The 23518-nt window shown below is 62.7% G+C and carries 25 protein-coding genes, 1 tRNA gene and 1 pseudogene; 21 read left to right on the top strand and 6 right to left on the bottom strand.

The genetic code is table 11. From position 1 onward, the window contains the following. The first annotated feature begins 32 nt into the window (after positions 1-32). Together ACSKB8_RS31685 and ACSKB8_RS31690 are read left to right on the top strand one after the other, a co-directional pair. Positions 33-2066: an NAD(+) synthase gene (locus ACSKB8_RS31685; RefSeq protein WP_438110766.1), complete on the top strand. Its 2034-nt coding sequence runs from the start codon at positions 33-35 to the stop codon at positions 2064-2066. A gap of 35 nt (positions 2067-2101) precedes the next feature. Continuing rightward, positions 2102-2485, top strand: a complete 384-nt coding sequence (locus tag ACSKB8_RS31690; RefSeq protein ID WP_164939254.1) for a GrlR family regulatory protein — start codon at positions 2102-2104, stop codon at positions 2483-2485. Positions 2486-2594: 109 nt separating this feature from the next. Here ACSKB8_RS31690 and ACSKB8_RS31695 read toward each other — a convergent pair. Continuing rightward, positions 2595-3343 (bottom strand): IS5 family transposase gene (locus ACSKB8_RS31695; protein ID WP_438107764.1). Its coding sequence is split into 2 segments (ribosomal slippage): positions 2595-3019 and positions 3019-3343, totalling 750 coding nucleotides; the frame shifts between segments, so codons are not numbered across the junction. A gap of 591 nt (positions 3344-3934) precedes the next feature. On the opposite strand from ACSKB8_RS31695, the pseudogene ACSKB8_RS31700 reads away from it, so the two are divergent. The 10 genes and pseudogenes from ACSKB8_RS31700 (at position 3935) to ACSKB8_RS31745 (ending at position 14158) form a co-directional block, all read left to right on the top strand. Beyond that, positions 3935-4749 (top strand): annotated as a pseudogene (locus ACSKB8_RS31700) (sugar phosphate isomerase/epimerase family protein). Positions 4750-4779: 30 nt separating this feature from the next. Further along, positions 4780-6417, top strand: coding sequence for an ABC transporter substrate-binding protein (locus ACSKB8_RS31705; protein ID WP_438108326.1), 1638 nt, complete (start codon positions 4780-4782; stop codon positions 6415-6417). Position 6418: 1 nt separating this feature from the next. Then, entirely contained in the window at positions 6419-7402 is a 984-nt protein-coding gene (locus tag ACSKB8_RS31710; RefSeq protein ID WP_438108328.1) for an ABC transporter ATP-binding protein, read from the top strand. Continuing rightward, the gene (locus ACSKB8_RS31715) at positions 7399-8385 is read left to right on the top strand and encodes an ABC transporter ATP-binding protein (protein WP_438108330.1); all 987 of its coding nucleotides are present in this window, start codon (positions 7399-7401) and stop codon (positions 8383-8385) included. The genes ACSKB8_RS31710 and ACSKB8_RS31715 overlap by 4 nt, the downstream gene beginning before the upstream one ends. After that, positions 8385-9314, top strand: coding sequence for an ABC transporter permease (locus tag ACSKB8_RS31720; RefSeq protein WP_438108332.1), 930 nt, complete (start codon positions 8385-8387; stop codon positions 9312-9314). Before ACSKB8_RS31715 ends, ACSKB8_RS31720 begins: the two co-directional genes overlap by 1 nt. Continuing rightward, a complete protein-coding gene (locus tag ACSKB8_RS31725; RefSeq protein ID WP_438108334.1) occupies positions 9311-10273 on the top strand; it encodes an ABC transporter permease in 963 nt (320 codons plus the stop codon). Before ACSKB8_RS31720 ends, ACSKB8_RS31725 begins: the two co-directional genes overlap by 4 nt. 246 nt (positions 10274-10519) lie before the next feature. Next, positions 10520-12370 carry a dihydroxy-acid dehydratase gene (gene ilvD, locus ACSKB8_RS31730; protein WP_438108336.1) on the top strand — a complete coding sequence of 617 codons (1851 nt, stop codon included), beginning with the start codon at positions 10520-10522 and terminating at the stop codon, positions 12368-12370. A 397-nt stretch (positions 12371-12767) separates the two neighbouring features. Next, entirely contained in the window at positions 12768-13085 is a 318-nt protein-coding gene (locus ACSKB8_RS31735; RefSeq protein ID WP_438108337.1) for a hypothetical protein, read from the top strand. 342 nt (positions 13086-13427) lie between these two features. Continuing rightward, entirely contained in the window at positions 13428-13751 is a 324-nt protein-coding gene (locus ACSKB8_RS31740) for a hypothetical protein (protein ID WP_438110768.1), read from the top strand. A gap of 317 nt (positions 13752-14068) precedes the next feature. Beyond that, a tRNA-Ser gene (locus tag ACSKB8_RS31745) sits at positions 14069-14158 on the top strand. Between the two features lie 372 nt (positions 14159-14530). On the opposite strand, the gene ACSKB8_RS31750 is transcribed toward ACSKB8_RS31745, so the two are convergent. The 4 genes from ACSKB8_RS31750 to ACSKB8_RS31765 all read right to left on the bottom strand — a co-directional run bounded on the left by ACSKB8_RS31750 (position 14531) and on the right by ACSKB8_RS31765 (position 16864). After that, positions 14531-14725, bottom strand: coding sequence for a hypothetical protein (locus ACSKB8_RS31750; protein WP_438108339.1), 195 nt, complete (start codon positions 14723-14725; stop codon positions 14531-14533). 362 nt (positions 14726-15087) lie between these two features. Further along, positions 15088-15639 (bottom strand): hypothetical protein, encoded by a 552-nt coding sequence (locus tag ACSKB8_RS31755; protein ID WP_438108341.1) that lies wholly within the window; start codon positions 15637-15639, stop codon positions 15088-15090. A 152-nt stretch (positions 15640-15791) separates the two neighbouring features. Next, positions 15792-16046, bottom strand: coding sequence for a hypothetical protein (locus ACSKB8_RS31760; protein ID WP_438108342.1), 255 nt, complete (start codon positions 16044-16046; stop codon positions 15792-15794). A 692-nt stretch (positions 16047-16738) separates the two neighbouring features. Beyond that, on the bottom strand, positions 16739-16864 hold the full coding sequence (locus ACSKB8_RS31765; RefSeq protein WP_370987307.1) for a hypothetical protein: 126 nt from the start codon (positions 16862-16864) through the stop codon (positions 16739-16741). Positions 16865-17142: 278 nt separating this feature from the next. On the opposite strand from ACSKB8_RS31765, the gene ACSKB8_RS31770 reads away from it, so the two are divergent. From ACSKB8_RS31770 to ACSKB8_RS31780, 3 genes are all read left to right on the top strand, one after another. Continuing rightward, entirely contained in the window at positions 17143-17406 is a 264-nt protein-coding gene (locus tag ACSKB8_RS31770; RefSeq protein WP_438108344.1) for a hypothetical protein, read from the top strand. A 612-nt stretch (positions 17407-18018) separates the two neighbouring features. Then, a complete protein-coding gene (locus ACSKB8_RS31775) occupies positions 18019-18336 on the top strand; it encodes a hypothetical protein (protein ID WP_438108346.1) in 318 nt (105 codons plus the stop codon). 412 nt (positions 18337-18748) lie between these two features. Further along, positions 18749-18937 carry a hypothetical protein gene (locus tag ACSKB8_RS31780; protein ID WP_438108348.1) on the top strand — a complete coding sequence of 63 codons (189 nt, stop codon included), beginning with the start codon at positions 18749-18751 and terminating at the stop codon, positions 18935-18937. Positions 18938-19189: 252 nt separating this feature from the next. Here ACSKB8_RS31780 and ACSKB8_RS31785 read toward each other — a convergent pair whose 3' ends face one another. Then, a complete protein-coding gene (locus ACSKB8_RS31785; RefSeq protein ID WP_130216847.1) occupies positions 19190-19396 on the bottom strand; it encodes a hypothetical protein in 207 nt (68 codons plus the stop codon). A 403-nt stretch (positions 19397-19799) separates the two neighbouring features. On the opposite strand from ACSKB8_RS31785, the gene ACSKB8_RS31790 reads away from it, so the two are divergent. From ACSKB8_RS31790 to ACSKB8_RS31815, 6 genes are all read left to right on the top strand, one after another. After that, positions 19800-20819: a hypothetical protein gene (locus ACSKB8_RS31790; RefSeq protein WP_438108350.1), complete on the top strand. Its 1020-nt coding sequence runs from the start codon at positions 19800-19802 to the stop codon at positions 20817-20819. Further along, positions 20788-21555 carry a phospholipase D-like domain-containing protein gene (locus ACSKB8_RS31795; RefSeq protein ID WP_438108351.1) on the top strand — a complete coding sequence of 256 codons (768 nt, stop codon included), beginning with the start codon at positions 20788-20790 and terminating at the stop codon, positions 21553-21555. The genes ACSKB8_RS31790 and ACSKB8_RS31795 overlap by 32 nt, the downstream gene beginning before the upstream one ends. Then, positions 21537-21833, top strand: coding sequence for a VTT domain-containing protein (locus ACSKB8_RS31800; protein WP_438108353.1), 297 nt, complete (start codon positions 21537-21539; stop codon positions 21831-21833). The genes ACSKB8_RS31795 and ACSKB8_RS31800 overlap by 19 nt, the downstream gene beginning before the upstream one ends. Next, the gene (locus tag ACSKB8_RS31805; protein ID WP_370987311.1) at positions 21833-22507 is read left to right on the top strand and encodes an endonuclease/exonuclease/phosphatase family protein; all 675 of its coding nucleotides are present in this window, start codon (positions 21833-21835) and stop codon (positions 22505-22507) included. Before ACSKB8_RS31800 ends, ACSKB8_RS31805 begins: the two co-directional genes overlap by 1 nt. Before the next feature lie 244 nt (positions 22508-22751). Further along, positions 22752-22943: a hypothetical protein gene (locus tag ACSKB8_RS31810; RefSeq protein WP_438108355.1), complete on the top strand. Its 192-nt coding sequence runs from the start codon at positions 22752-22754 to the stop codon at positions 22941-22943. A gap of 247 nt (positions 22944-23190) precedes the next feature. Continuing rightward, entirely contained in the window at positions 23191-23508 is a 318-nt protein-coding gene (locus ACSKB8_RS31815) for a DUF1476 domain-containing protein (protein WP_438108357.1), read from the top strand. Positions 23509-23518 lie beyond the last annotated feature (10 nt).

Here is a 23518-nt window from a genome sequence, read left to right on the forward strand (position 1 = left end):
GAGATTGCAAGGGATTGAAGGTACAGCGCTCGATGACGTTCCACTCGATCTACGCCCACGGATTTGCGCGCGTGGCGGCCTGCGTCACCACCTCCCACGTGGCCGATCCCTCGGCCAATGCGAAGGCCATTTTGGCTGCGGCCAATGCCTGCCACGAACAGTCGGTGGCGGTTGCTGTGTTTCCCGAGCTGTGCCTGTCCGGCTACGCCATCGAGGATCTGGTCAAGCAGGACCCGCTGCTCGATGCGGTCGAGCGCGGGCTTGTGACGATCGTTGAGGCCTCCTCAGCGCTGATGACGGTCCTGATCGTCGGCGCGCCGCTGCGCTTTGGCAATCGCATCTACAATTGCGCCGTCGTCGTTCATCGCGGCAACATCCTCGGCGTCGTGCCCAAGAGCTACCTGCCGACCTATCGCGAATTCTACGAGGGACGGCATTTCGCCTCCGGTGCCGGCATCGCCGGCGAGACGATCTCCTTTGGCGGGCTGCATGCACCGTTCGGCATCGACCTTTTGTTCTCGGCCGAGGATGTCCCGGGCCTCACCATCGGCGTCGAGATCTGCGAGGACATGTGGATCCCGGTGACGCCGGCTTCCGAGCTCGCGCTCGCGGGCGCCAGCGTGCTGATCAATCTCTCGGGCAGCCCGATCACGATCGGCCGGGCGCGCTCGCGCGCGCTGCTGTGCCAATCGACATCGGCGCGCTGCCTCGCAGTCTATGTCTATGCCGCCGCCGGAGCAGGGGAATCGACCACCGATCTCGCCTGGGACGGCCAGACCTCGATCCACGAGAATGGCGTGCTGCTGGCCGAGGGCGAGCGGTTCCGCCAGGGCGGCCAGATCACGTGTGCCGACGTCGATCTCGACCTGCTCAGGCAGGAACGCGCGCTGATGGGCACGTTCGACGACAACCGCCGCCAGCGCGAGGCGTTTTTCCGCAAGGTGACATTCGCGCTGAAGCCGCCGGCCGCCGACATCGGCTTCCTGCGCAAGGTCGAGCGCTTTCCCTTCGTGCCGAGCGACGAGAGCCTGCTTGAGCAGGATTGCTATGAGGCCTACAACATCCAGGTCGCCGGCCTCGTGCAGCGCATGCGCGCCACCGGCACCAAGCGCGTCGTGATCGGCGTCTCGGGCGGGCTCGATTCCACCCATGCATTGATCGTCGCCGCCAAGGCGGTTGATCTGCTCGGCCTGCCGCGCCAAAGCATCCTCGCCTTCACCATGCCGGGCTTTGCCACCGGCAGCGAGAGCAAGACCAACGCGCTGGCGTTGATGCAGGCGTTGCAGACGACCTGGCAGGAGCTCGACATCCGCACCACGGCGACGCAGATGCTGAAGGATATCGGCCATCCCTTTGGCAAGGGCGAGAAGGTCTACGACGTCACCTTCGAGAACGTGCAGGCGGGGCTGCGCACCGACTATCTGTTCCGGCTCGCCAACCATCACGGCGGCATCGTCATCGGCACCGGCGATCTCTCCGAGCTCGCGCTCGGCTGGTGCACCTATGGCGTCGGCGACCAGATGGCGCATTACAACGTCAATGCCGGCGTGCCGAAGACCCTGATCCAGCATCTGATCCGCTGGGTGATCTCCTCGAAGCAGTTCAGCGACGACGTCAATCGGACGCTTGGCGCAATCCTGGCTGCCGAAATCTCCCCTGAGCTCGTGCCGGTGCAGCCTGGCGAGAAGCCGCAGAGCACGGAAGCGTCCGTCGGCCCCTACGAGCTGCAGGATTTCAACCTGTTCTACACGCTGCGCTTCGGGATGCGTCCCTCCAAGATCGCCTTCATGGCGCAGCACGCCTGGAAGGACGTCGCCAAGGGTGAATGGCCGCCGGCATTCCCAAGCGACCGGCGCAAGGCCTACGAACTTCCTGAGATCCGGCGCTGGCTCGAGGTGTTCCTGCGCCGCTTCTTCGCTTTCAGCCAGTTCAAGCGCTCGGCCATGCCGAACGGACCGAAGGTCTCGGCCGGCGGCTCATTGTCGCCGCGCGGCGACTGGCGCGCGCCGTCGGACGCGAGCGCGGCGGCATGGCTCGAGGATCTCGAAAGGAACGTGCCGAACTGATCGGTGTAGCGGATCGACATAGGGGAGACGATTGGATGTCGGCCGGAGATGGGGCAGAGGCGGGTGAGGAGGCCAGGGTCGTCAACGGCCTCTACATCTTCGACATCGAGATGCGCGACGGCAAGCGCGGCCAGGCCAGGGGCGTGGTCGTGCTATGCGACGGACGCATCATGGGCGGCGACAGCTATTTCTATTACACCGGCAGCTACACGTACCGGAACGGCAAGTGGCGGGGCGACATGATCGTCAATCAGCACACCGAAGCCGTCGGCAAGACGCTCGCGTTCGGCGGCAGGGAGGTCACTTGCGGTTTCTCGGGCGGCTACTCGGCCGGTGGCGCCGAGGTCGAAGGCATGGCGCTGGTTGGGAAGACCACCGTGACATTCACGGCCCGCCTCACGCTCAAGGAGGCGATGTGAGCCCGGCGTGATCTGCCCGATGGGCTTGCTCCTCGTCCCCACTCAGGAGCATGGACAGAATGTTCGCTGACGATCGAGCCGCAGACGCGCTAAGGCCTGTTTACAGTCGCTAGTTTGCGAGGAAAGCCGCGACGAGATTGAGGAGGCCGGCAAAGCAGGCGTCTGTCTTTTCGTAGCGAGTTGCGATGCGGCGGAATGCCTTGAGCTGGCAGAAGAAGTTCTCGACCAGGTGGCGCCATTTGTACATTTCGGCGTCGTGCGGGATGCGCCCGGCGCGGTCGGCCTTGGACGGGATGACCGCTGCGGCGCCGCGTTGGTTCAGATTGGCGCGCAGCCAGTTATTATCGAAGGCCTTGTCGCCGATCAGCGCTTCAAAATCGAGGCCAGTGATCAAAGGCTCGACGCCAATGCTGTCGTGACGCTGGCCGGGCAGCAGGGTGAAGCGAATGAGATTGCCGAGTGCGTCGACCAGAGCCATGATTTTGGTAGTCAGGCCACCACGCGAGCGGCCTATGGCCTGATTTTGAGTTCCCCTTTTGCCCCGGTGCCATGTTGGTGGACCCGGACGAGTGTGCCGTCGATCAGGACATATTCGAAATCGGGATCGTCACAGAGAGCTTTGAAGACCCGCTCCCAGACCCCCTTCTGCGCCCAGCGCCAGAAGCGCGTATACACTGTGAACCACTTGCCGAACGCTTCCGGCAGATCTCGCCACGGCGAGCCCGTGCGCGCAATCCAAAGAACTGCTTCGATAAAGAGCCGGTTGTTACGCCCGGTGCCGCCGGGATCACCGGCTTTGCCAGACAATTCCGGCGCAATCCGCTCCCACTGCGCATCGCTCAACATCAATCGAATCAAGGCTGATCTCCAATTTTCAGCCTTGAATCAATTTTCTACTGATTTGGGAATCCTGTCTGTAAACAGGCCTTAGAGCATGATCGGGAAAAGTGTGCAGCGGTTTTCCGAAAAGATCATGCTCAAACAATATCCTTAGGTCCCAGACCGGAAGACGACGCTGAAACGATAACGCGCCGCCCGGCTGAACAGCCGGACGGCGCGAAATCGTGTTCAATCTGAAAAGTTTCGAGGTCCGGAGTGCCTAGGAGTTCGGACCTCGTCACCTTGCCCCAGCCTTCGATCTCCCGCCCCATGTGGTCCCCCAACCCCATGTTGCGCGATCAGAGGTGATGCCCGTGGAAGTGGCCGCCGATCGATGTCCGGCGATGTACGCGAACCATGGTTAGGACTCCATTCCGGATCACTACGGACATGAATACGCTTGCCGTGTGTTCGTTCGGCATCGGTGCTGCGATCTTGTTTCCTGAATCCGCAGCGGGGCGGCGGCAGGATGTCCACATCTCTTCACGTTGAAGAGCCTGCGTTTCACCGGCCTGTCATTGAACTGGTCTAGCGCTGCTCCCGTCATCGCTGACGGCCAAGGAGCAAGCCATGTCGAAGCCGGTGCTGGGCGCCGCATTGTCCATCAAATCGATCCCTGCGCATCGCGACTGGCTTCTGGAACGGCAGCGCGATCTCGAGATCCAGGATTTTTCCGCGCCGATCTGCTCGATAGTGACTGGCGCCCGACCGCCGGCGAGATCAAGCAGATGCTTGCGGGCCATACCGGCCGGCTCGGCATTCACGGCCCGTTCTGGGGCTTCAAGATCGACAGCCACGATCCCATGATCCGTCAGGCCGTGACCAAGCGCCTGCTTCAGGGTCTCGATGCAGCCGAGTTTCTCGGCGCGACCCAGATGGTGATCCATTCGCCGTTCACGACCTGGGACCACAACAATCTCGATCTCTATCCGGACAATCGCGGCAATCTGGTCGAGCGCGTCAAGGCGACGCTGGCCGAAGTGATCGCGCGTGCCGAGACCATCGGCTGCGAAATCGTCATCGAGAACATCGAGGACAAGGATCCGCGCGACCGTGTGCGCCTTGCCAAGGCGCTCGAAAGCAGCAAGGTCCGCGTCTCCCTCGACACCGGCCACGCCAACTATGCCCACATCTCCACCGGCGCGCCGCCGGTCGACTATTATGTCGAGATGGCCGGCGACATGCTGACGCATGTGCATCTCCAGGACACCGACGGCTTTGCCGACCGGCACTGGGCGCCGGGCGAAGGCAATATCCCCTGGGTCGCCGTGTTCCGCGCACTGGGACGGCTGACGTCCGACCCGCGGCTGATCCTCGAACTCCGCAACCACGACGACGTCCGCGCTGGCGCAGCCCATCTCGCCGCGCTTGGGCTTGCCGAATAACCGACATCACAAAGGGCAGGGGTCACCATCATGAGCAAGCTCACCCGTCGCACCATCCTGAAATCCGGCGGCGCTGCCGCAAGCGCGCTCCTTTTGCCGCGGTTTGCGATCGCGCAAGGTGACAGCCGTCCGTCGGTGACGATCGCCGTGCAGAAGGTGACGAATGCGAACGTGCTCGACGTGCTGCGCGAGCAATCCAATGTCGGCGAGCGCGTGTTCTTCTCCTCGATCTGGGAAGGTCTGATCTCCAAGAACTGGCGCGGCAATCTCGAGGCCGTGCCGGGACTTGCCACCGAGTGGCGCCGCATCGACGACCAGACCGTCGAGGTGAAGCTGCGCCAGGGCGTCAAGTTCCACAATGGCGACGAGCTCACTGCCGAAGATGTCCTCTTCTCCTTCAGCCGTGAGCGCATGTTCGGCGAGACCGAGGCCAAGAGCCGCACCACCATCCAGGCCTTCGAGAAGATCCCGACGCCGCGTCCGGGAAAAGAACTGCCGCCTGATGTGCCCGCCGTTGCCCGCCGCATCTGGCCGGACCTCGTGCGCGTCGATGCCGTGGACAAGTATACGGTGCGCTTCTACAACGCGACGCCCGACGTCACGATCGAGGGCCGGCTGTCGCGTTACGGCTCCGACATCATGAACCGCCGGGCGTGGGAAGAGTCCGCGAGCTATCTCGACTGGGCGCGCAAACCCGTCACCACAGGTCCCTACAAGGTCGTCGAGCTCAAGCCCGACGTCTCGCTGACGCTCGAAGCCCATGACGAATATTGGGGCGGCCGTCCGCCGCTCAAGCGCATCCGCTTCCTCGAGGTGCCTGAAGTCGCGAGCCGCATCAACGGCCTGCTCTCGGGCGAATACCAGTTCGCCTGCGATATCCCGCCGGACCAGATTGCCGGCATCGAGAAGAATTCGGCGTTCGAGGTGCAGGGCGGCACCATTCTCAATCACCGCCTCACCGTGTTCGACAAGAACCACGCCCAGCTCGCCAATCCGCTTGTCAGGCGCGCCTTCACCCATGCGATCGATCGTCAGGCGATCGTCGACAGTCTTTGGGCCGGCCGCACCCGCGTGCCGAAGGGCCTGCAATGGGAATTCTACGGCGACATGTTCAACGCCGACTGGAGCGTGCCGGCCTATGATCCCAAGCTCGCGCAGGATCTGTTGAAGCAGGCCAATTACAAGGGCGATCCGATCCCGTACCGTCTGCTCAACAATTACTATACCAACCAGGTCGCAACCGCGCAGGTGCTGGTCGAGATGTGGAAGTCGGTCGGCCTCAACGTGCAGATCGAGACCAAGGAGAATTGGTCGCAGATCATGGAGCGCGCGCCGACCCGCGCCGTGCGCGACTGGTCGAACTCGGCCGCCTTCAACGACCCCGTGTCGTCGCTGGTCGCCCAGCACGGGCCGAACGGCCAGCAGCAGCAGATCGGCGAATGGACCAACACCGAGCTGAACAAGCTCTCGGAGTTCCTGGAGACCTCGACCGATCGCGCGGCCCGCAAGAAGGCGTTCCGCCGCATGCTGGAGATCGCCGAGCGCGAGGACCCCGCCTATACGGTGCTGCACCAGAACGCGACGTTCACCGCCAAGCCGAAATCGATCAAGTGGAAGGCAGCGCCCGCCTTCGCGATGGATTTCCGCGCCGGCAATTTCGAGGCTTGAGGTGGCGCCGCTGGTCAGCATCCGGGACCTGCGCGTCGCCTTCAACGGCGTGCAGGTCCTGCGCGGCGTCGACGTCAGCTTGCAGAAGGGCGAGGCGCTCGGCCTCGTCGGCGAGTCCGGATCGGGCAAGTCGGTGACATGGCTTGCCGCCCTGGGCCTGCTGCCGCGCCATGCGCAAGTCATGGGCTCGGTGCTGCTCGACGGCCGTGAGATCCTGGGCGCGCCCGCCGCCGAGCTCGACCATGTCAGAGGCGGGCGGGTTGCCATGATCTTCCAGGATCCGGCGAGTGCACTCAATCCGGTGCTGACCATCCGCAGGCAGCTCTGCGAAGCGCTGGCGCTGCATCGCGATCTCTCCGGCGAGGCGGTGAAGGCGGAAGCGCGGCGGCTGCTCGATCTCGTCGGCATTCCCGATGCGGCGCGGCGGCTGTCGGCCTATCCGCACGAATTCTCCGGCGGCCAAGTTCAGCGCATCATGATCGCGATGGCGCTGGCCGGAAATCCCAACCTGCTGATCGCGGACGAGCCGACCACCGCGCTCGATGCCACCATTCAGGCCCAGATTCTGGAGCTGATCTCCACGGTCCGCCGCGAGATCGGCATGGCGATGGTCCTGATCAGCCACGATCTCGGTGTCGTCGCCGAGAATTGCGACCGCGTCGCGGTGATGTATGCCGGCCGCATCGTCGAGGAGGCACCCAGCAATCAGCTCTTCGCCGATCCCGTGCATCCTTACGCGCAGGGCCTGATCGGCGCGCTGCCGCCGCTCGATGGGCCGCGGCGGCGCCTGACGGCCATTCCCGGCACCGTGCCCGATCCCGCGCGAATGCCTGACGGTTGCGCCTTCGCGCCACGCTGCACGCTGGCGGCCGAGCCGTGCGGCCTTGCCGCGCCGAGCCTGGCGCCGATCGCGAACGATCGCGCTGTCGCCTGCATCCGCGCCGAGGCTTCGCGCCGCGCGCTGCTCGGGATCGCCGCCGAATGAGCGCGCCGCTCGTCGAGGTGTCCGCGATCTCGCGCAGCTACGCAATGCGCTCCGGAATGTTCGGTCGAGCTACGGCCGTGCATGCGGTCGATGGCGTGTCGCTGACCATTCCCAAGGGCGAGACGTTGGGCCTCGTCGGCGAGTCCGGCTCGGGCAAATCGACCACGGGCCGCATCGTGCTCGGCCTCGAGCCGCCCGACAGCGGCGAGGTGCGGTTCGACGGCAAGCCGATGGCCGCGCCGGGAACGGCCGCATGGCGCGCGCAGCGGGCACGCATGCAGATGATCTTCCAGGATCCGCTGGGCGCGTTGGACAGGCGGCTGCCGGTCGCCACCCAAATCCGCGAGCCCCTGGACATCCACGATCTCGGCACGCCCGCCGAGCGCGAAGATCGCGTCCGCGAGCTGCTGGGCGCGGTCGAGCTGACGCCGGCCCATGGCGCGCGCTATCCCGGCGCGCTGTCCGGCGGCCAGCGCCAGCGCATCGTGCTGGCACGGGCGCTGGCGACGAAGCCTGATTTCCTGGTCTGCGACGAGCCGGTCAGCGCGCTCGACGTCTCGATCCAGGCGCAGGTGGTGAACCTGCTCGCCGATCTCCAGGCGCAGCTGTCGCTGACGCTGCTGTTCATCAGCCACGATCTGCGCGTCGTCAGGCAGATCAGCAATGTCGTCGCCGTGATGTATCTCGGCCGCATCGTCGAGATCGGCAGCGCCGATGATCTGTTTGCGCGGCCCGAGCATCCGTACACCCAGGCCCTGGTCTCGGCCTCGCCCGCACCGGGCCGCCGCAGTGCCGGCCGCATCGTGCTGGCAGGCGATCCACCCAATCCGGCTGCGCGTCCTCAAGGCTGCGCCTTCCACCCGCGCTGCCCGCGCGCGATCGCGCGCTGTGCGAGCGAGGTGCCGGTGCTCTCAGCCATCGGCGGCAAAAGGCAGGTCGCCTGTCATCTGGTCACGGGCGCCGAGACGCGGGACGCGGCGTGATGGGACGCTATTTCGCCATTCGCATTGGACGCGCGGCGCTCACCATTGTGCTCATCGTCACCTTCGCCTTCGTCGTGCTGCGGCTATCGGGCGATCCCGCGCTGATGATTTTGGGACCGGAGGCACCCCCTGAGGTGCTCGCGGCGTTCCGCAAGGCCTGGGGCCTCGATGATCCCATCTGGTTTCAATATCTCGATTATTTCGGCGCCATCGCCAAGGGCGAGCTCGGCCGCTCCATGCGCGACGGGCGGCCCGCGATCGAGCTGGTGCTGGAGCGGATCCCGGCGACGCTGGCGCTGACGCTGCCGGCCTTTGCCTTCAAGGTGGCGCTCGGCATTCCCGCCGGCATCTACGCCGCGCTGCATCGGGGCTCGGCGATCGACCGCGCCGTGATGATGACGGCGGTCGCGGGCTTCACCGTCCCGAGTTTCGTGCTCGCGCTGGTGCTGGTTCTGGTCTTCGCCGTGCAGCTTGGCTGGCTGCCGTCGGGCGGGCAGGACAGCTGGCGGCACGCGATCCTGCCCATTGCGACGCTCGGCCTTGGCGGCGCCGCCGTGCTGGCGCGCTTCACCCGCAGCGCCATGCTGGAAGTGCTGGGCCAGCCCTATATCCGCACCGCCTCGGCCAAGGGCGTGCCGTGGCGCAAGGTGGTGACGTCGCATGCGCTGCCGAACGCGGCGATCCCGACCGTGACCATCCTGGGCTTCATGGTGGGAACGCTGATCGCCGGTGCCGTCGTGGTGGAGAGCATACTTGCCTGGCCGGGAGTAGGGCGCCTGCTCGTCGTCGCCGTCGCCAACCGCGACCTCGCCGTCGTGCAATGCATCCTGCTGCTGGTGGCGATGACCATGGTCACGTCCAACCTGATCGTCGATTTCCTCTACGGCTTCCTCGACCCGCGGCTGCGTGCCAAGGGAGCGCATGCATGACCGACGCGACGCTGAAGGATACCGAAGCGTTTTCAAGCGAAGTGGATACCGGTTCGCGTGAAGAAAACGCGTCAAAAACAAAATCTAGAGCCCCGTTCCGATTTCATCGGAACGGAAAGGGCTCTAGCGTCCGCCGCCGCATCAGCCTGCCGGCGATCCCGGTCTCGGTTGCGCTCGCGATCATCTGGATCATCGCCATGCTGGTGATCGCCGCCTTCGCCGAGAAGATCGCACCCTACGGCTTCACCCAGCTTGATCTGCGCAATCGCCTGGCCGCGCCCGGCAATGCCGCGCATTGGCTCGGCACCGACGAACTCGGCCGCGACGTGCTGTCGCGGCTCCTCGTCTCGATCCGCATTTCGCTGCTGATCGCGTTCGGCGCCACCGCGATCTCGGCCGTGGTCGGCACCACGCTCGGCTTCCTGGCTGCGCATTTCCGCGGGGCCGTCGAACAGCTCGTACTGATGCTGACCGACTTCCAGGCCAGCATGCCCTTCCTGATCATGGCGCTCGCAGTGCTCGCCTTCTTCGGCAATTCGCTGCCGCTACTCATCGGCTTGATGGGCCTGTTCGGCTGGGAGCGCTACGCCCGCATCGCGCGGGGATTGGCCATCTCCGCCAATGCGCAGGGCTATGCCGCCGCGGTCCGCCAGTTGGGCGCGACGCCGTCGCGGATCTACCTCCGGCACATCCTGCCCAACATCGCCTCGACCCTGATCGTCTCGACCACGCTGGTCTTTCCCGAGGTGATCCTGATGGAATCCGGCCTGTCCTTCCTTGGCCTCGGCGTGCAGCCGCCGATGACCAGCCTCGGCAACATGGTCGGCTATGGCCGGGAGTACCTGACCCGGGCGCCCTGGATCATGCTGGCGCCGGCCACCACGATCGTGGTCACGACGTTGGCGGTCTCCGTGATCGGCGACTGGCTGCGCGACCGGCTGGATCCGACGCTGCAGTAGGGGGAGGGCTCCCGTAGCCCGGATGGAGCGCAGCGAAATCCGGGACAGCCCTAACCGCGGTAGACACCTGCCCCGGATTGCGCTGCGCTCCATCCGGGCTACGAAGAGCCCGCGCCGGGAGCAGGGGAGCCCTGTCCGGCCCAAGTTCCCGTTGCACCTCGCCAGCCCGTGCGCTATCCGGCCGGAAAGGCCTGAGGCGGCTTCCATTTCCGCCCGGCCCAAGCCAACCCGAGGACGGAAACCGCCATGCCAGCCTATCGCTCCCGCACCACCACCCACGGCCGCAACATGGCGGGTGCCCGCGGCCTCTGGCGCGCGACGGGCATGAAGGACGCCGATTTCGGCAAGCCGATCATCGCGGTCGTCAACTCCTTCACTCAGTTCGTGCCCGGCCACGTCCACCTCAAGGATCTCGGCCAGCTCGTGGCCCGCGAGATCGAGCAGGCCGGCGGCGTCGCCAAGGAGTTCAACACCATCGCGGTCGATGACGGCATCGCCATGGGCCATGACGGCATGCTTTACAGCCTGCCGTCGCGCGAGCTGATCGCCGACAGCGTCGAATACATGGCCAACGCGCACTGTGCCGACGGCCTCGTCTGCATCTCCAACTGCGACAAGATCACGCCCGGCATGCTGATGGCGGCGTTGCGGCTCAACATCCCCGCCGTGTTCATCTCGGGCGGACCGATGGAGGCCGGCAAGGTCAAGCTCGAGGGCAAGACCAAGGCCGTCGACCTCATCGACGCCATGGTGGCGGCGGCCAACTCCAAGGTCAGCGACGACGACGTCAAGGTGATCGAGCGCTCGGCGTGCCCGACCTGCGGCTCCTGCTCGGGCATGTTCACCGCCAACTCGATGAACTGCCTGACCGAGGCACTTGGCCTGGCGCTGCCCGGCAACGGCTCGGTGGTGGCGACCCATGCCGACCGCAAGCGCCTGTTCGTCGAGTCCGGCCACACCATCGTCGATCTCGTTCGCCGCTATTACGAGCAGGACGATGCCAGCGTGCTGCCGCGCAACGTCGCGAACTTCAAGGCGTTCGAGAACGCCATGACGCTCGACATCGCCATGGGCGGCTCGACCAATACGGTGCTGCATCTGCTGGCCGCCGCCCATGAAGGGCAGGTGGAGTTCACCATGCGCGACATCGACCGGCTCTCGCGCCGTGTGCCTGTGCTCTGCAAGGTCGCGCCATCCGTCGCCGACGTGCATGTCGAGGACGTGCATCGCGCCGGCGGCATCATGGGCATTCTGGGCGAGCTCGACCGCGCCGGCCTGATCGACACCTCGGTCTCGACCGTGCATGCGCCGACCATGAACGATGCGCTGGAGCGCTGGGACATCAAGCGCTCCAAGAGCGAGACGGTGCGCACCTTCTATCGCGCCTCGCCCGGCGGCATCCCGACCCAGGTCGCCTTCAGCCAGGAGCGCCGTTATGACGAGCTCGATGCCGATCGCGAGAAAGGCGTCGTGCGCGATCTCGAGCATGCCTTCAGCAAGGACGGCGGTCTCGCCGTGCTCTACGGCAACCTCGCGCAGGACGGCTGCATCGTGAAGACCGCGGGCGTCGATGCTTCGATCCTGAAATTCTCCGGCCCCGCGCGCGTGTTCGAAAGCCAGGACGCGGCGGTCGAAGGCATTCTGGGCGGCAAGGTCGTTGCCGGCGAGATCGTGGTCATCATCTACGAAGGTCCGCGCGGCGGCCCCGGCATGCAGGAGATGCTGTATCCGACCAGCTATCTGAAATCGATGGGCCTCGGCAAAGCCTGCGCGCTCGTCACCGACGGCCGTTTTTCCGGCGGCTCGTCCGGCCTGTCGATCGGCCATCTGTCGCCGGAAGCGGCCGAAGGCGGCAACATCGGTCTCGTGCGCACCGGCGACCGCATCGCCATCGACATCCCGAACCGCAGCATCAGCCTCGAGGTCTCCGACGAGGAACTCGCCAAGCGCCGCGCCGCGGAGGAGGCGAAGGGCGATGCCGCCTGGCAGCCGCAGAACCGCAAGCGCAACGTCTCGACCGCGCTGCAGGCTTACGCCGCACTCACCACCAGCGCGGCGCGCGGCGCGGTGCGCGAGGTGAAGCGTCGCCCGAGATAGGCACCTGATCGGCGCGCCGCTGGCTAAATCGATCCCTCCGGGACAACTCGCGGTCTCCACGCGAGAGCGCGGTTGCACGACAGAACCGTGGAGCCCGGGGCAGAGGTCCGTAAAGAAACGGCCCCCGCGTCCTGGGGTGTGGGCTATTGGGGGTGGACGCGGGAGCCGTTTGCGAGGTGGTTGCCCGACGTGCGGGCTCGCCCGCCAGGCGCAATCAATTTAGTGGATTTCACCGCGCTTTGCTATTTAATTTTATTTATTTCCGTTTTTTGTGATTTAATCAGAAGGTGATCCTAGGAAAAATACCTGGAATCCATTTTTCCGAATCCGGTCAGGGGCAAATCGCCTTATCCCGATCTGTCCGCAACTCTTCGGATTGCCAGTAGCGGAGTAAGCCATGAGTCCTTCTCCATCGCTCGTGCCGCACATTACGACCGACCGGGACGTTTATCTCGTGCTCGATGACTTCGGCCGGCGACTGGGCCGCGCCTGGTGTGAGACGGCCGAGGAGGACGCCAATCGCGCGACCCTGCTCAGACATCTCGTCGAAGGGCAATATCTCCATCCCGCACGTATCGTGGCCTTCAATACCGCGGAGGGATGGTCGCGGGATGCCACCGCGGAAATCGCCGATGAGCTGCGCCGCCGCTTTGTCGAGTTCGAGGAGACCGATCCCTCGCTGCTGGAGTTTTTGGAAAGAGCAGCGAGGCGCTGAAGCTCGACCCGTCGGAGGCGGTTGAACGCTTTCCGAACGGCGCTCTAACGGAGCTCTCGCGGTGACGTCCGATCGCCGGCGCAGCGATCACGCTCTCGCATGTCATGCGGACTCCGGAGCCAATGCGCATCGCGCGTTAATGCGCGTGGTCAATGAGTTCTTACTGCTCGGCCGTGATCGGCCGTTCGCATTAAGGATGCGCCGACGAAGTTCGGCATCCCAGGATTTTGCCGCGTATATTGCGTTCGACCTTAGCAAAATCCATTTCGGGCAACTGGGGCAACCACCGCAATGTCTCGTACTCTCGCCGTCGTTTTCTCCACCGCCGTCGCCGCGATTGCCATGACGGGCGCAGCCTCCGCCGGCTGCTACAATTGCTACGCGCCGCTACCGTGCACGACCTGCTATCAGCAGCAATACGTCGCGCCGCAATACCGCACCGTCGACGAGACCGTGATGGTGTCTCCCGGCTCCGTGGTCGCGCATCGCACGCCGGCGCAGTACCGCACCGTGATGGTGCCGCAGACCGTGATGGTGGCCCCGCCCAGTGTCCAGTACGAGCGCATCCCCCCGCAATACGCCACGCGCCAGCGCGTCGAGATGGTTTCGCCGGGCTATTCCTATTACGCCCCGGTGCAGATGGGCTGCGCGTCCTGCGGGTACTGACGCCGACGCAGCGAAGAGCGATTTGGCGCGGCGCTCCTTTAGGGGCGCCGCTTTCTTTTGCGCACCAGCAAACGAGGCCCGGACATGGAGACGTATCCAACCGGGCCTCGCAACCAGCGACGCCCTGGGAGATGCCGCCAGTATCCGGGATTGCTGATGGTTCGGCGGCGGTGGGCGGCCGAGCGGTGTTGTCCAAGCTAGAGGAACAGGCTGACGCTCGCCTGACAGATCAGGGCAGCAGAAGAGTGTGGGGCAGGGCGCCAACTTCGCGTTGCCTTGCGCGGTCGACTGCGTTAAGCGACAGCCATTCCGGGCTTGGAAGGGTGGCCGAGTGGTTTAAGGCACCGGTCTTGAAAACCGGCGTGCCCGCAAGGGTACCGTGGGTTCGAATCCCACCCCTTCCGCCAGTACATTGTTCGCCACTGTTCGCGAGCGTTCGGAATTCACAGTAAAATCAAAGGATTACTTCGAAAAAGCTGGGAGGCGCTGGCGCAGCAATATCAGACGTTACCGCCAAATAGCCTTGCCGCGAACAGCTCGAGCCAAACCAATCCCAGCCACGCGCTCAGCTTCTGGAGAAAATTCTTAATCTCTGCAGGCTGACCAAGGTTGGCAGTACCGACTACACGATGGGTAATAAGGATCGTGTCGTTGGCGTTCAGGAAGTGCGAACCCGATGTTCGCGGTGAACCTGGCCGGCACGGCCTACGATCCTGCCACTGTGGAAGTCGCATGTTTCGGCACGCAGTAATGTGGACCTGCGCGGCGACGGCTACCGCTCAATAGTCGTCGCGGTAATAGCGGTGTCGCCACCGTGGGCGGTACTCTTCCCTGTAGTATCGGCGCGGCTCGTAGTAGGCGCGGGGTTGGCGTGCGGCTTGATACTCCGGCGGAATGACGCCGTTCGGATAACATCGTCCGTAGATGTCGGTATCGTACCCGTAGCTGCATGGCCCTTCACGGACCTGAACCAAGTTGGGCGTTTCGGTCTGGGCTACTGCGGGTGTCCCGAGCTGGAGCGCAAGGACTGCAGCAGCTGCTGCGCTGGTCAATGGCATTTTCAGTTCCTCCCATTGGGTTTGTAGGAACTAAACGCCACAAGCCCCCGCGGTTTCCCCGGAAGAAAATGAATTTCATAACCGGCCGCGCGCGGCATTCATCGTCTATTCATCTACGGCGCCAGCGATGGCGCACCGCACGGTTTTAGCGCTTTGGGGCTGGCTTCTCTCGATTGAGATCAGCCCTGGTGAACCTCGCCTCATCCATTCGCAAAGTTCGCGCGGACGCGTCCTTGAGCTTGCTTATCTCGTCGATCGAGAGCTTTGCTACTTCGTCCTCAACCTTCTTTCGTAGCTCGGTGGTTTGCTGCGGTCAGCATAAAAGCTCGGAGGACGTCGCCGTCGGATTTATTCTGACCGCGGTAAATCGCCATTAGGTGGCCGACTCCCCGCTGTCCATCCTTCAAGACCACGCCGACGACGCATTGCCGCTGCGCGCCGAACTTATGACCAGCATAGGCGTCGCGCGTGTCCTTAAACCACTGAAAAGAGGACAGGCCGTTTGGGTCGCCGCCATATATTTCGTCGGCCGAAAGTGGGAATTGTGCCGTTTTGTCAAAGCAACCAACGAACTGGATGATCGCATCACGGAACAGGCTTGCCGCAATTAGGCGTTCCTCGGGATCTGATGAAGACGCAAACCGACGCTGCCAACACTCCATTGTGGCAAGGGCGCGTTGCATGTCGTTTTGGAGTAACAAGTTCTCCGCGTACTCTTTCGCCAGTGGTGTCTCCAGCGCTTTGAGCGTGCTTTGGTCGATTTCCACGCTCCATCGTTGATGGCCGCCGTCTTCCGGCTCGGCGACAATGGAGTGTTCCTTGTTTGTCATGTCGAGTGCTCGATGTTGTAGTTGCGTTTCGTTTTATTTTTGCAGGGCTTTCGACCGATCCATTCGGTCGCAGCCTCTCGAAAATCTGGTTCGTCTCAACCTCGGACAACCTGAGGCAAGAGCAGGGGCAGTCGATAGAGGTTGGTCGAAAATCAGTAGCCGTAAGGCCCGCGCAAACTCGAGCCGATCCACCCAGCCGCGCCGTAGAACAAATCGTATTGAAGCCAAAACCACAGGTAGTAACCGAGGCCGAGAAGCCCTTTGCGGAAGCCGCCCCACTCTGACCAAAGCGTATTGTCTTTCAGGAATGTGTTAACGTCTTCCGTTGCTGCGCGAGTGCCTTCTTGCGAGATCTGTTCAAACTCAATGGGCTGTCGATCGCGAACGCGGTTCAACAGTTTCTCCATGATAAACCTGTCAGAGAGTGTGCTGTGCCACTGTTGGTTTGCGGCGGCCGAAGTAGTCGCAATGACCACCTCTGCTATATTCCAGGATACCACATCGATTAAAAAACCAGCGTTGCCAGGATAGTGCCAGTCTTCTCATCCCGCTGAGCGAAGGCGGCAATAGCCACAAAGAAAAACACGGTCCATCGGAAGGCACCGATGGCCCAAGCTCTATGAAGCGCAACTGGGGTGACGCTCACTTTACCACCTGCACTGTCGCGGACGCTATCGACCAGCCGCCTAGCTCAACGCACAGCGCTGCAATCAGAAAAATATGCATAAGCCTCCCCCAAATCTTACAGTCATCCAACGGCAACCGCAGCGGGAGGGCAAGGGATGAGGCTGGAAGGCGGGTAAGATTTATTTTTTCAGAATAAGCCCCATTGCGCGCGCCATTCGCCTCACGGATCCGGTGTGCCGACCAAGCGCCGCCGCTATCTCCGACACGACACGACGACGTACCAGCCACGCAAGCCGCTTCCGCTCAGCCTCAGTCCATTCCTTTGGCTTCGACGATCTCATTTCGAAATGATCGAATGAGCTCGACGCGCGCGATATTGGGAAATTTACGGGTGGGCGAGTGACGCAAGCGCGCCGAAGCGCCCGGATGGAATCGACGCAAATTCAGCAGGGGGCGAGCGCAGGGGATATAGCTAATGCAGCACGCGGCCGGTCTCGGCGAGCCGGACCTTCTCTCGGAGCTCCTCGAGCTCCTGAAGCATTTTCAGGAGATCGGGCAGAAGGTGCGCCCGCTTCAAAACTCGGGTCGTTTGTCCCATCGCTATACGCCTCCATGGCACGCTGACGCCGAGCCACATCAAGGCGCACACACGCAAATTTTCCCCTGCAAGGGAATGGACAATCTTAACCAAATCATGATGGGATGATCGCGGAGCCTAGGAAACTCCCGAAGCGGTCCCTTGCTGCCACATCCAAACAGGATTTGCCGACATCAATTCCAATGACACGCTTGCCGCTCATACCGACCTCCCTCATCCTAGTCGGGTCCGGAGCGAGCACTGGATTGCAAGCGGGCGATTAGCCCTCTCTACCGTTCGTGCCCGGACCCAGAGCGCCGGCGGGCCTCCAGATCTGCACGATCGTCAAGATCTTCCAGGACCGCGAGGTCCCGCCGGCGTCCGATCTTCCATCAGGAAGACGCCAGCAACATGCAATCCAGGAGTGTTCTTTGCCGGATGACGAGCAGGGGTCTCGCGGGCTCGAGCTCGCTGTGTTCGCCGTAGCTCAGCTGACCATCATGACGAAGGCCTTCCGCAAGCACTACGAGGCTGCTTATCGCGGTCAGGAGGGGCCGGAATGAAGCGCCAGCGCCGATCGCACAGGAAGCGCAACCGGCAGCGGCTGGCTGCGCACGCCCGTCGGCTGAGGCGGTGAACACGAGGCCCGCCGGTTCACGCTGGCGGGCCTCTGTGCTAGCAATTGGCGTGCCCTGCCGATCGTGCGGAACGTCGCGGCACCGGCCGCTGGGGCTGTTCCAGAGCGGCTCCTGCGGTCGTTTGTTCTGTGCTGTCCAGAAGTGTCCTAATTTCTGGAAGGAACGAATGTTTTCTCTGGCACTTAAGGGGCTGATCGCCGAACGACGGTGCAACCGTTGCTGAGGCTATGGGCCCGGCCTCCTAGGCACACCGGGCCCGCTTTGCTTAAGGCCGCCTCAGTTAGCACCGCTCCCTTGATCTAGCTCAAGCGGTACCCGCCTGTACGGCGCTCCATATAGGGACAAGCCCGAATCCGAAAAACAACCCCAGGGTAAGGAAGCCAAGCCGTCGCGCCTGGACGAGGCGCGCCGGATCGTCGAGGAATACGCCACCAACCTCCGAGAGCTCATCAGAAAGCTACGTCAGAAGATGAACTAGGGTCTCGCTTCGGTCCCGCGTTTTCTTTCGTGATAGGCTCCGCTCAAGGAGTCGAACTCATGGTCAAGCACGAGCCGGAGATCAGGCGGGCAAAGGCCAAGCTCTACGTGGAGGCGTGCAACAGGGCTATACATGATGCGCCTTGGACCGCGGGAAGAACGAACACGATCGACAGTAGGGGGATCTATCGGGCACTGGAACTCGCCGAACAGGCGTACGAAGCCCATGATCTTCCGTACGAGGGCGGACTCTCCAAGATGTCGAAATATCCTCCTGGACGCTTCAGGTGGGTTTGGGACGATACCGGGAGCGCCGATGAGTGCGTGAAGGTGCTCGACACCAAAACGGGCCGCTCAGTGGTCTGGCCCTACTTTTAAGCTGCTCACCTTCGCCGGCCGGCGCCGGCCACAACTCCCAGAAACACGACTATCAGCACGATCCAGCCGACCGCCGACACTGCATCCATGATCCGCCCCCCTTGCGCTGAGGGCAGGATAAGAATCACGCATTCGCAGGTTTGTCCAAGCTACGGTTTCAGGCCCTCACCGTGGCTAAGACCGTAGATTGCTCGCGACGCAGGGCGAAAAGCCATGTGATATCAAGAGGGTTGACCAAGACACCTCTTCCGCCACAATTCAACAAAATCAATTACTTAGATGCGATTTCGGATGGGGTGTGCGTCCAATTCAGCGCACAATGCGGCTTCGTTGCCGCGGTCAGCTGAGCTCGATATTGAGGGCACAATCGCCGACTAGCTGAAGTGACTGTTGACCCGTCGAGGGCGCCGCGATGCTCGAGATCGGCGGCAACTCCAATCGAGGCGGCTCGGTTGCCTTAGCTGCGTTCCGCGGACGATTGATCATCCCAGAGCAGTTCACCGCACCGGCATTTGTACACCCGGATGAAGCGGGCTGCCTTCATGTCCCACAGCTTCTCCGCCAGACTGAGTGGTTCGCCGCATTTGGGGCAGCGGAATAGGGTGGGGTTCGGGGGCGTGGCTGGAAGCATAGGCACGTCTCTTCTTTCAGAAGACGCGAAAGCCCCGCGAGCGTTCCTGGGATAGGGGTTGCCTCCACTCACCGCAGTCCGCTGCGCGTACTCCCGCGGAGTTCAGCCACGGTTGTGGTGTCAGCGGCCGCCACTCACTCGCTCCGGCTTGTATCGCGTTGTCTACTTAGGCGTCTTTGCACCAACGTCGCAGTGGACCGGGCTGCTTGATCCACAAAGACATCAGTCAATCGACCTCTCCAGCTTCTGGGCTGCCCGGAAGTCGTCCAGATGCTGCAGGTTCGGGCCGTACGCGGCCTCCTTGGTAAGCAGGTGGTAGATCCGGGCCACCACCAATTGGAGATGCTTCATTCGTCCACGAGGCATCGCCCGGGCCTTGCAAAGGGCTCGGACCGCATGCGCTCGGAAATAGTCAAAAGCGTCGGACATCAGAGATTCAACGTCTCGTCCAGAGATCGGTTCTTACCCCCGTTTCCAGGAACACCATCCGGAACGCTATCGAATTTGAAAAATTAGCCCGGCAGGAAGCTTCACGGCGAGCACGCATGTTCTTCTTTTTCTCGAACCGGCTGGGGTGTCTCGGCTCGCTGCTGATCTCCGGCTTGGTCACTGTGGCGCTGCTCTTTCTGTTCGGGATACTCCGGTTCTGAACCCAGGCGCGTGGTGCCAACAGATCACCTTCGTCTTTGTAACCCTGTGTCCAGAGGACGTGGAACCCTCTAAGCGTTCAGGACGTTGAGCCGCGAATGCGACTTGCGAGGTCCAACTGCTTCAGAGTTCATCGACCCTGATCCCCGGAGACACCGTCTGGAGGCGGTGCGAAGCGCGGCGCGTGACGGTTCTGAACGATGCTGCCGCGTTTTTCGCGGCCCTGCGGCAAGCGCTGCTGGAGGCGCAAGAACAGGTCTACATCATCGGATGGGACATCCACAGTGCAACCAGGCTGGTCGGAGCTTCCGGACGAGCGGATGATGGTTTGCCGGAACAGCTTGGCCCATTGCTGCGCGCGCTCGTTCAACGCCGCCCGACCTTGCGGATCGACATCCTTGTCTGGGACTTTGTCTCCTTTTACGCCTCCGAAAGAGAACGGAATTCCGCGGCAAAATTTACTGCCGAAACGTCCGGGCGCGTCCGGTTTTGTCTCGATTGCACGCTTCCGTTTGGTTCGGCCCAACACCAGAAGATGGTCTGTATCGACGGTTCACTGGCGTTCGTTGGCGGGCTCGATCTGACGATCAGGCGCTGGGACACCAGTGATCATCGGGCCGCGCATCCATTGCGCTGCGACCCTGAGGGCAAGCCATACCCTCCCTTTCATGATGTTCAATGCATGGTCGACGGGGATGCCGCGGCGTGGCTGTTCGACCTCGCGGAGGAACGCTGGCGTGCTTCAGGTCAACCGACCCATCACCGGCGCCGGCTAGGGAAGATGCGGTGGCCGGCCAATGTGCCGGTGGAGGCCGAGCACTTGCCGGTTGGTATCGCCAGGACCGAGGTCGTCTGTCCTGCAGGCTCGACCATCAAGGAGGTCGAGCGCTCATTGACTGCAGCGATCCGGTCGGCGACCAGCTTCGTTTATATCGAAAACCAGTTTACCAGCGCGACCAAGATCGCGCGTGAATTGGCGCTGCAGATGCTTCGCGTGCCTTCGCTTCGGGTTCTGGTCGTCACTCCCAAACTGCATTCATCGTGGTTGGAATCCCAAGCCATGCAAAATGGCCGTGGTGCGTTCATCGACTGCTTCAGTGAGGCTGGAGTTCGCAGATCGCGCCCGCTTCGTCTACCCGATCTCACGCAGCGGGGATACCGAAGCTGCCGTGATGGTGCACAGCAAGCTCATGATCGTCGATAACAGGATCTTGAGGGTCGGCTCGGCCAACCTGAACAATCGCTCGATGGGCGCCGATAGCGAATGTGACCTGATCTTTGAAGCGGCATCCGGTCAGCATCGGAATTTCATCGCTTCGGTCCGCCGTCGCCTGATCGCGCATTTCTGCGGTCTCGACGAACTGACCATAACGCAAAACGAGGATCGTCTGTTTGCGCTCCTGGACGACGTGTCGAGAGCTGATGGGGCGAAGACGCTGCGGGAAGTGGAGTCCTCGGTCCTGACCAGTACGCTGGCCACAATGGTTCAGCCGGTGGCAGACCCGGAGCGGCCGCTTCATCTGGAGCGGGCGGCATCTCGCATGTGGAGCACGAAGACCCTAATGGGGATCGCGTCGATAACGGTGGCGCTATTTGGGCTGACGATGGCTTGGTCGTACACGCCTTTGAGCGATTTTACCGACGCGCCTCATATTTCGGCGTATCTGTCTGCCTACTCGCAGTCCATATGGGGGCCACTATTCGCTATCGCAGCTTTCGTCGCTGGCGGGCTGGTCGTGTTTCCGGTTCTCGTGCTCATTGCAGCAACTGCTGCCGCACTTGGGCCCTGGCTAGGCTTCATCACCGCAATGGCGGGCGTCTTGCTCAGCGCCTTCATCCTTTTTGCGATCGGGCGGGACTCGGCCGACAACGCCTCCAGCAGTTGCTCGGCCGACGTGCAGCGCGCATCCAGGAACGCGTTGTGGGCAAGGGGATTCTAGCCGTCGTCGTCATCCGGATGATTCCGATCGCACCGTTCTCGGTGGTGAATGTCGTGGCTGGTGCGAGCACGCTGCCTCTACGTGACTTCATGGTTGGAACTCTGCTGGGCATGATGCCCGGTATTCTCGCCATGGCAGTTCTGGGGGCTCAGATCGCAGACTTCGCCAGGAATGCGTCCTGGAGCAACATATTGCTGTTGGCTCTGGCGTTCTTGGGCTGGCTGGGGATCTGCGCGGGCGCACAATTCGTCGCGACCTGGCTCGCCGGGAGGCGCTGATGGCGGCGATGCGCTTCATGACATGGAATGTGCATGGCACGTTCAATCTCAATCCGAAGTTCGATTTGGAGGGTGTTTGCTCGATCGTTCGCAAGTGGGCCCCTGATGTCGTCGCGCTTCAGGAGGTGGATTCGCGATCGCGGTCAGACGATCCATTTGCGAAGTTGGCGAGTGTTGTCGGCGATCACGGGGTTCACGCTAAGTCGATTGTCGCCGAGGATGGCGACTATGGTCAGATGCTCCTGAGCCGCTTTCCGTTCTCTGGCGTGCCCGAGATCCTCGATGTGTCCTATCGAGAGCGGGAGCCACGCAGGGCGATTGCCACGGGATTGCTGACACCGGTCGGCGATGTGCGCGTGGTGGCCACTCATCTCGGCCTAAGTATCCACGAGCGCTATGCGCAAGCTCAGGCCCTGGTAAGCCTGGTGCGAGCTGGAAGGACCGTCGTCCTCGGCGATTTCAATGACTGGTTTTGGGTGAAATCGGTGCGGCGCGTGCTCGCGCAGGTCTGCCCCAACCGTACGCGCTTGCGGACTTTCCCGGCGCGTTTGCCCGTTCTCCGCCTTGATAGGATCTATGCCACGCCCGATAGCCGGTTTGGGAGAATTTGGACCGACGGAGAGGCAACGGCCTATTCAGACCATTTGCCCGTGATTGCGGAAATCGAGATCTAGGATTGTCTGCCGACGCGAGATGATCTTCGTGGAGGCCCATCACCTCACTAACGATTTTCCGAAGATGGCAGAATGCCACTGTTTTGCCCGACGGGTCAACCGGCTTTTGCGCGAATGCAAAAGTCGTTGTGCCAACAAGACTTAGCTACTGTGCATGGGGTTGTTTTCGCCAACTTTGGTGGTCAGCGCCTATGCTTCAGCTCGACCATGCGGAACTTTTTCCTCGCCGCCACGTTGTGTCGCCATGACTGAAGAGCTTTCCTTCCGACGCAAACCCCTGACCCCCGAGCAGCGCCAGGCGCGCGATGCGGCGCGCCGGATCGAGGCCGAAAAGGCCATGCGCGATCATGAAGAGGCGCAGAAGGCGTTTTACGCCAATAAGGAGCGGCTGAAAGCCGAACGCCTCGCGCGCGAAGCGGCCGCGACGAAGGGCTGACCAAGCGCGGTCGGCGCTGACAATCTCCTAGATCGATCTTTCGACTGACGCCGGCGGCTCATGCCGATTGGGTGTTCCCGTCGCGCTCAAGACCAGCTTGAGCGCGCCCGGTCGGACCCATCGGCGGGCTTGACGGCGTTTGCCCTTCGGGAGGAAGCTTCGAATGATCCTCAATTGACGTGAATGACGGAGACGTTCGCTCCCAGCCAGTCCGACCCCTTCAGCGAAAGCGAGAATGGAGCTGACCATGACCACGTTCGACAAGCGCGAGCAGGGCTTTGAAGCAAAGTTCGTCCACGACGAGGAGCTGATGTTCAAGGCGACGGCCCGGTCCAACAGGCTGCTCGGGCTCTGGGCCGCAAGCCAGCTCGGCCTCAGCGCCGAGGAGGCGGCAAACTACGCAACGGCGCTGGTCACGGACAATCTGGAGAGGCAGACGATCGACGACGTCGTGAGCAAGGTGTCGGGCGATCTCGCCGCCAAGGGTGTGGCGCGCGAGCAGGTCGCGCAGAAGCTTCTGGAGTACCTGCGCCAGGTCATGCAGCAGCTCGAAGCCGGCAAATAGGAAGGCCGGT

Origin of the sequence: Bradyrhizobium sp. BR 1432 (assembly GCF_051547705.1) — a bacterium.
Classification (GTDB): Bacteria; Pseudomonadota; Alphaproteobacteria; order Rhizobiales; family Xanthobacteraceae; genus Bradyrhizobium; species Bradyrhizobium zhanjiangense.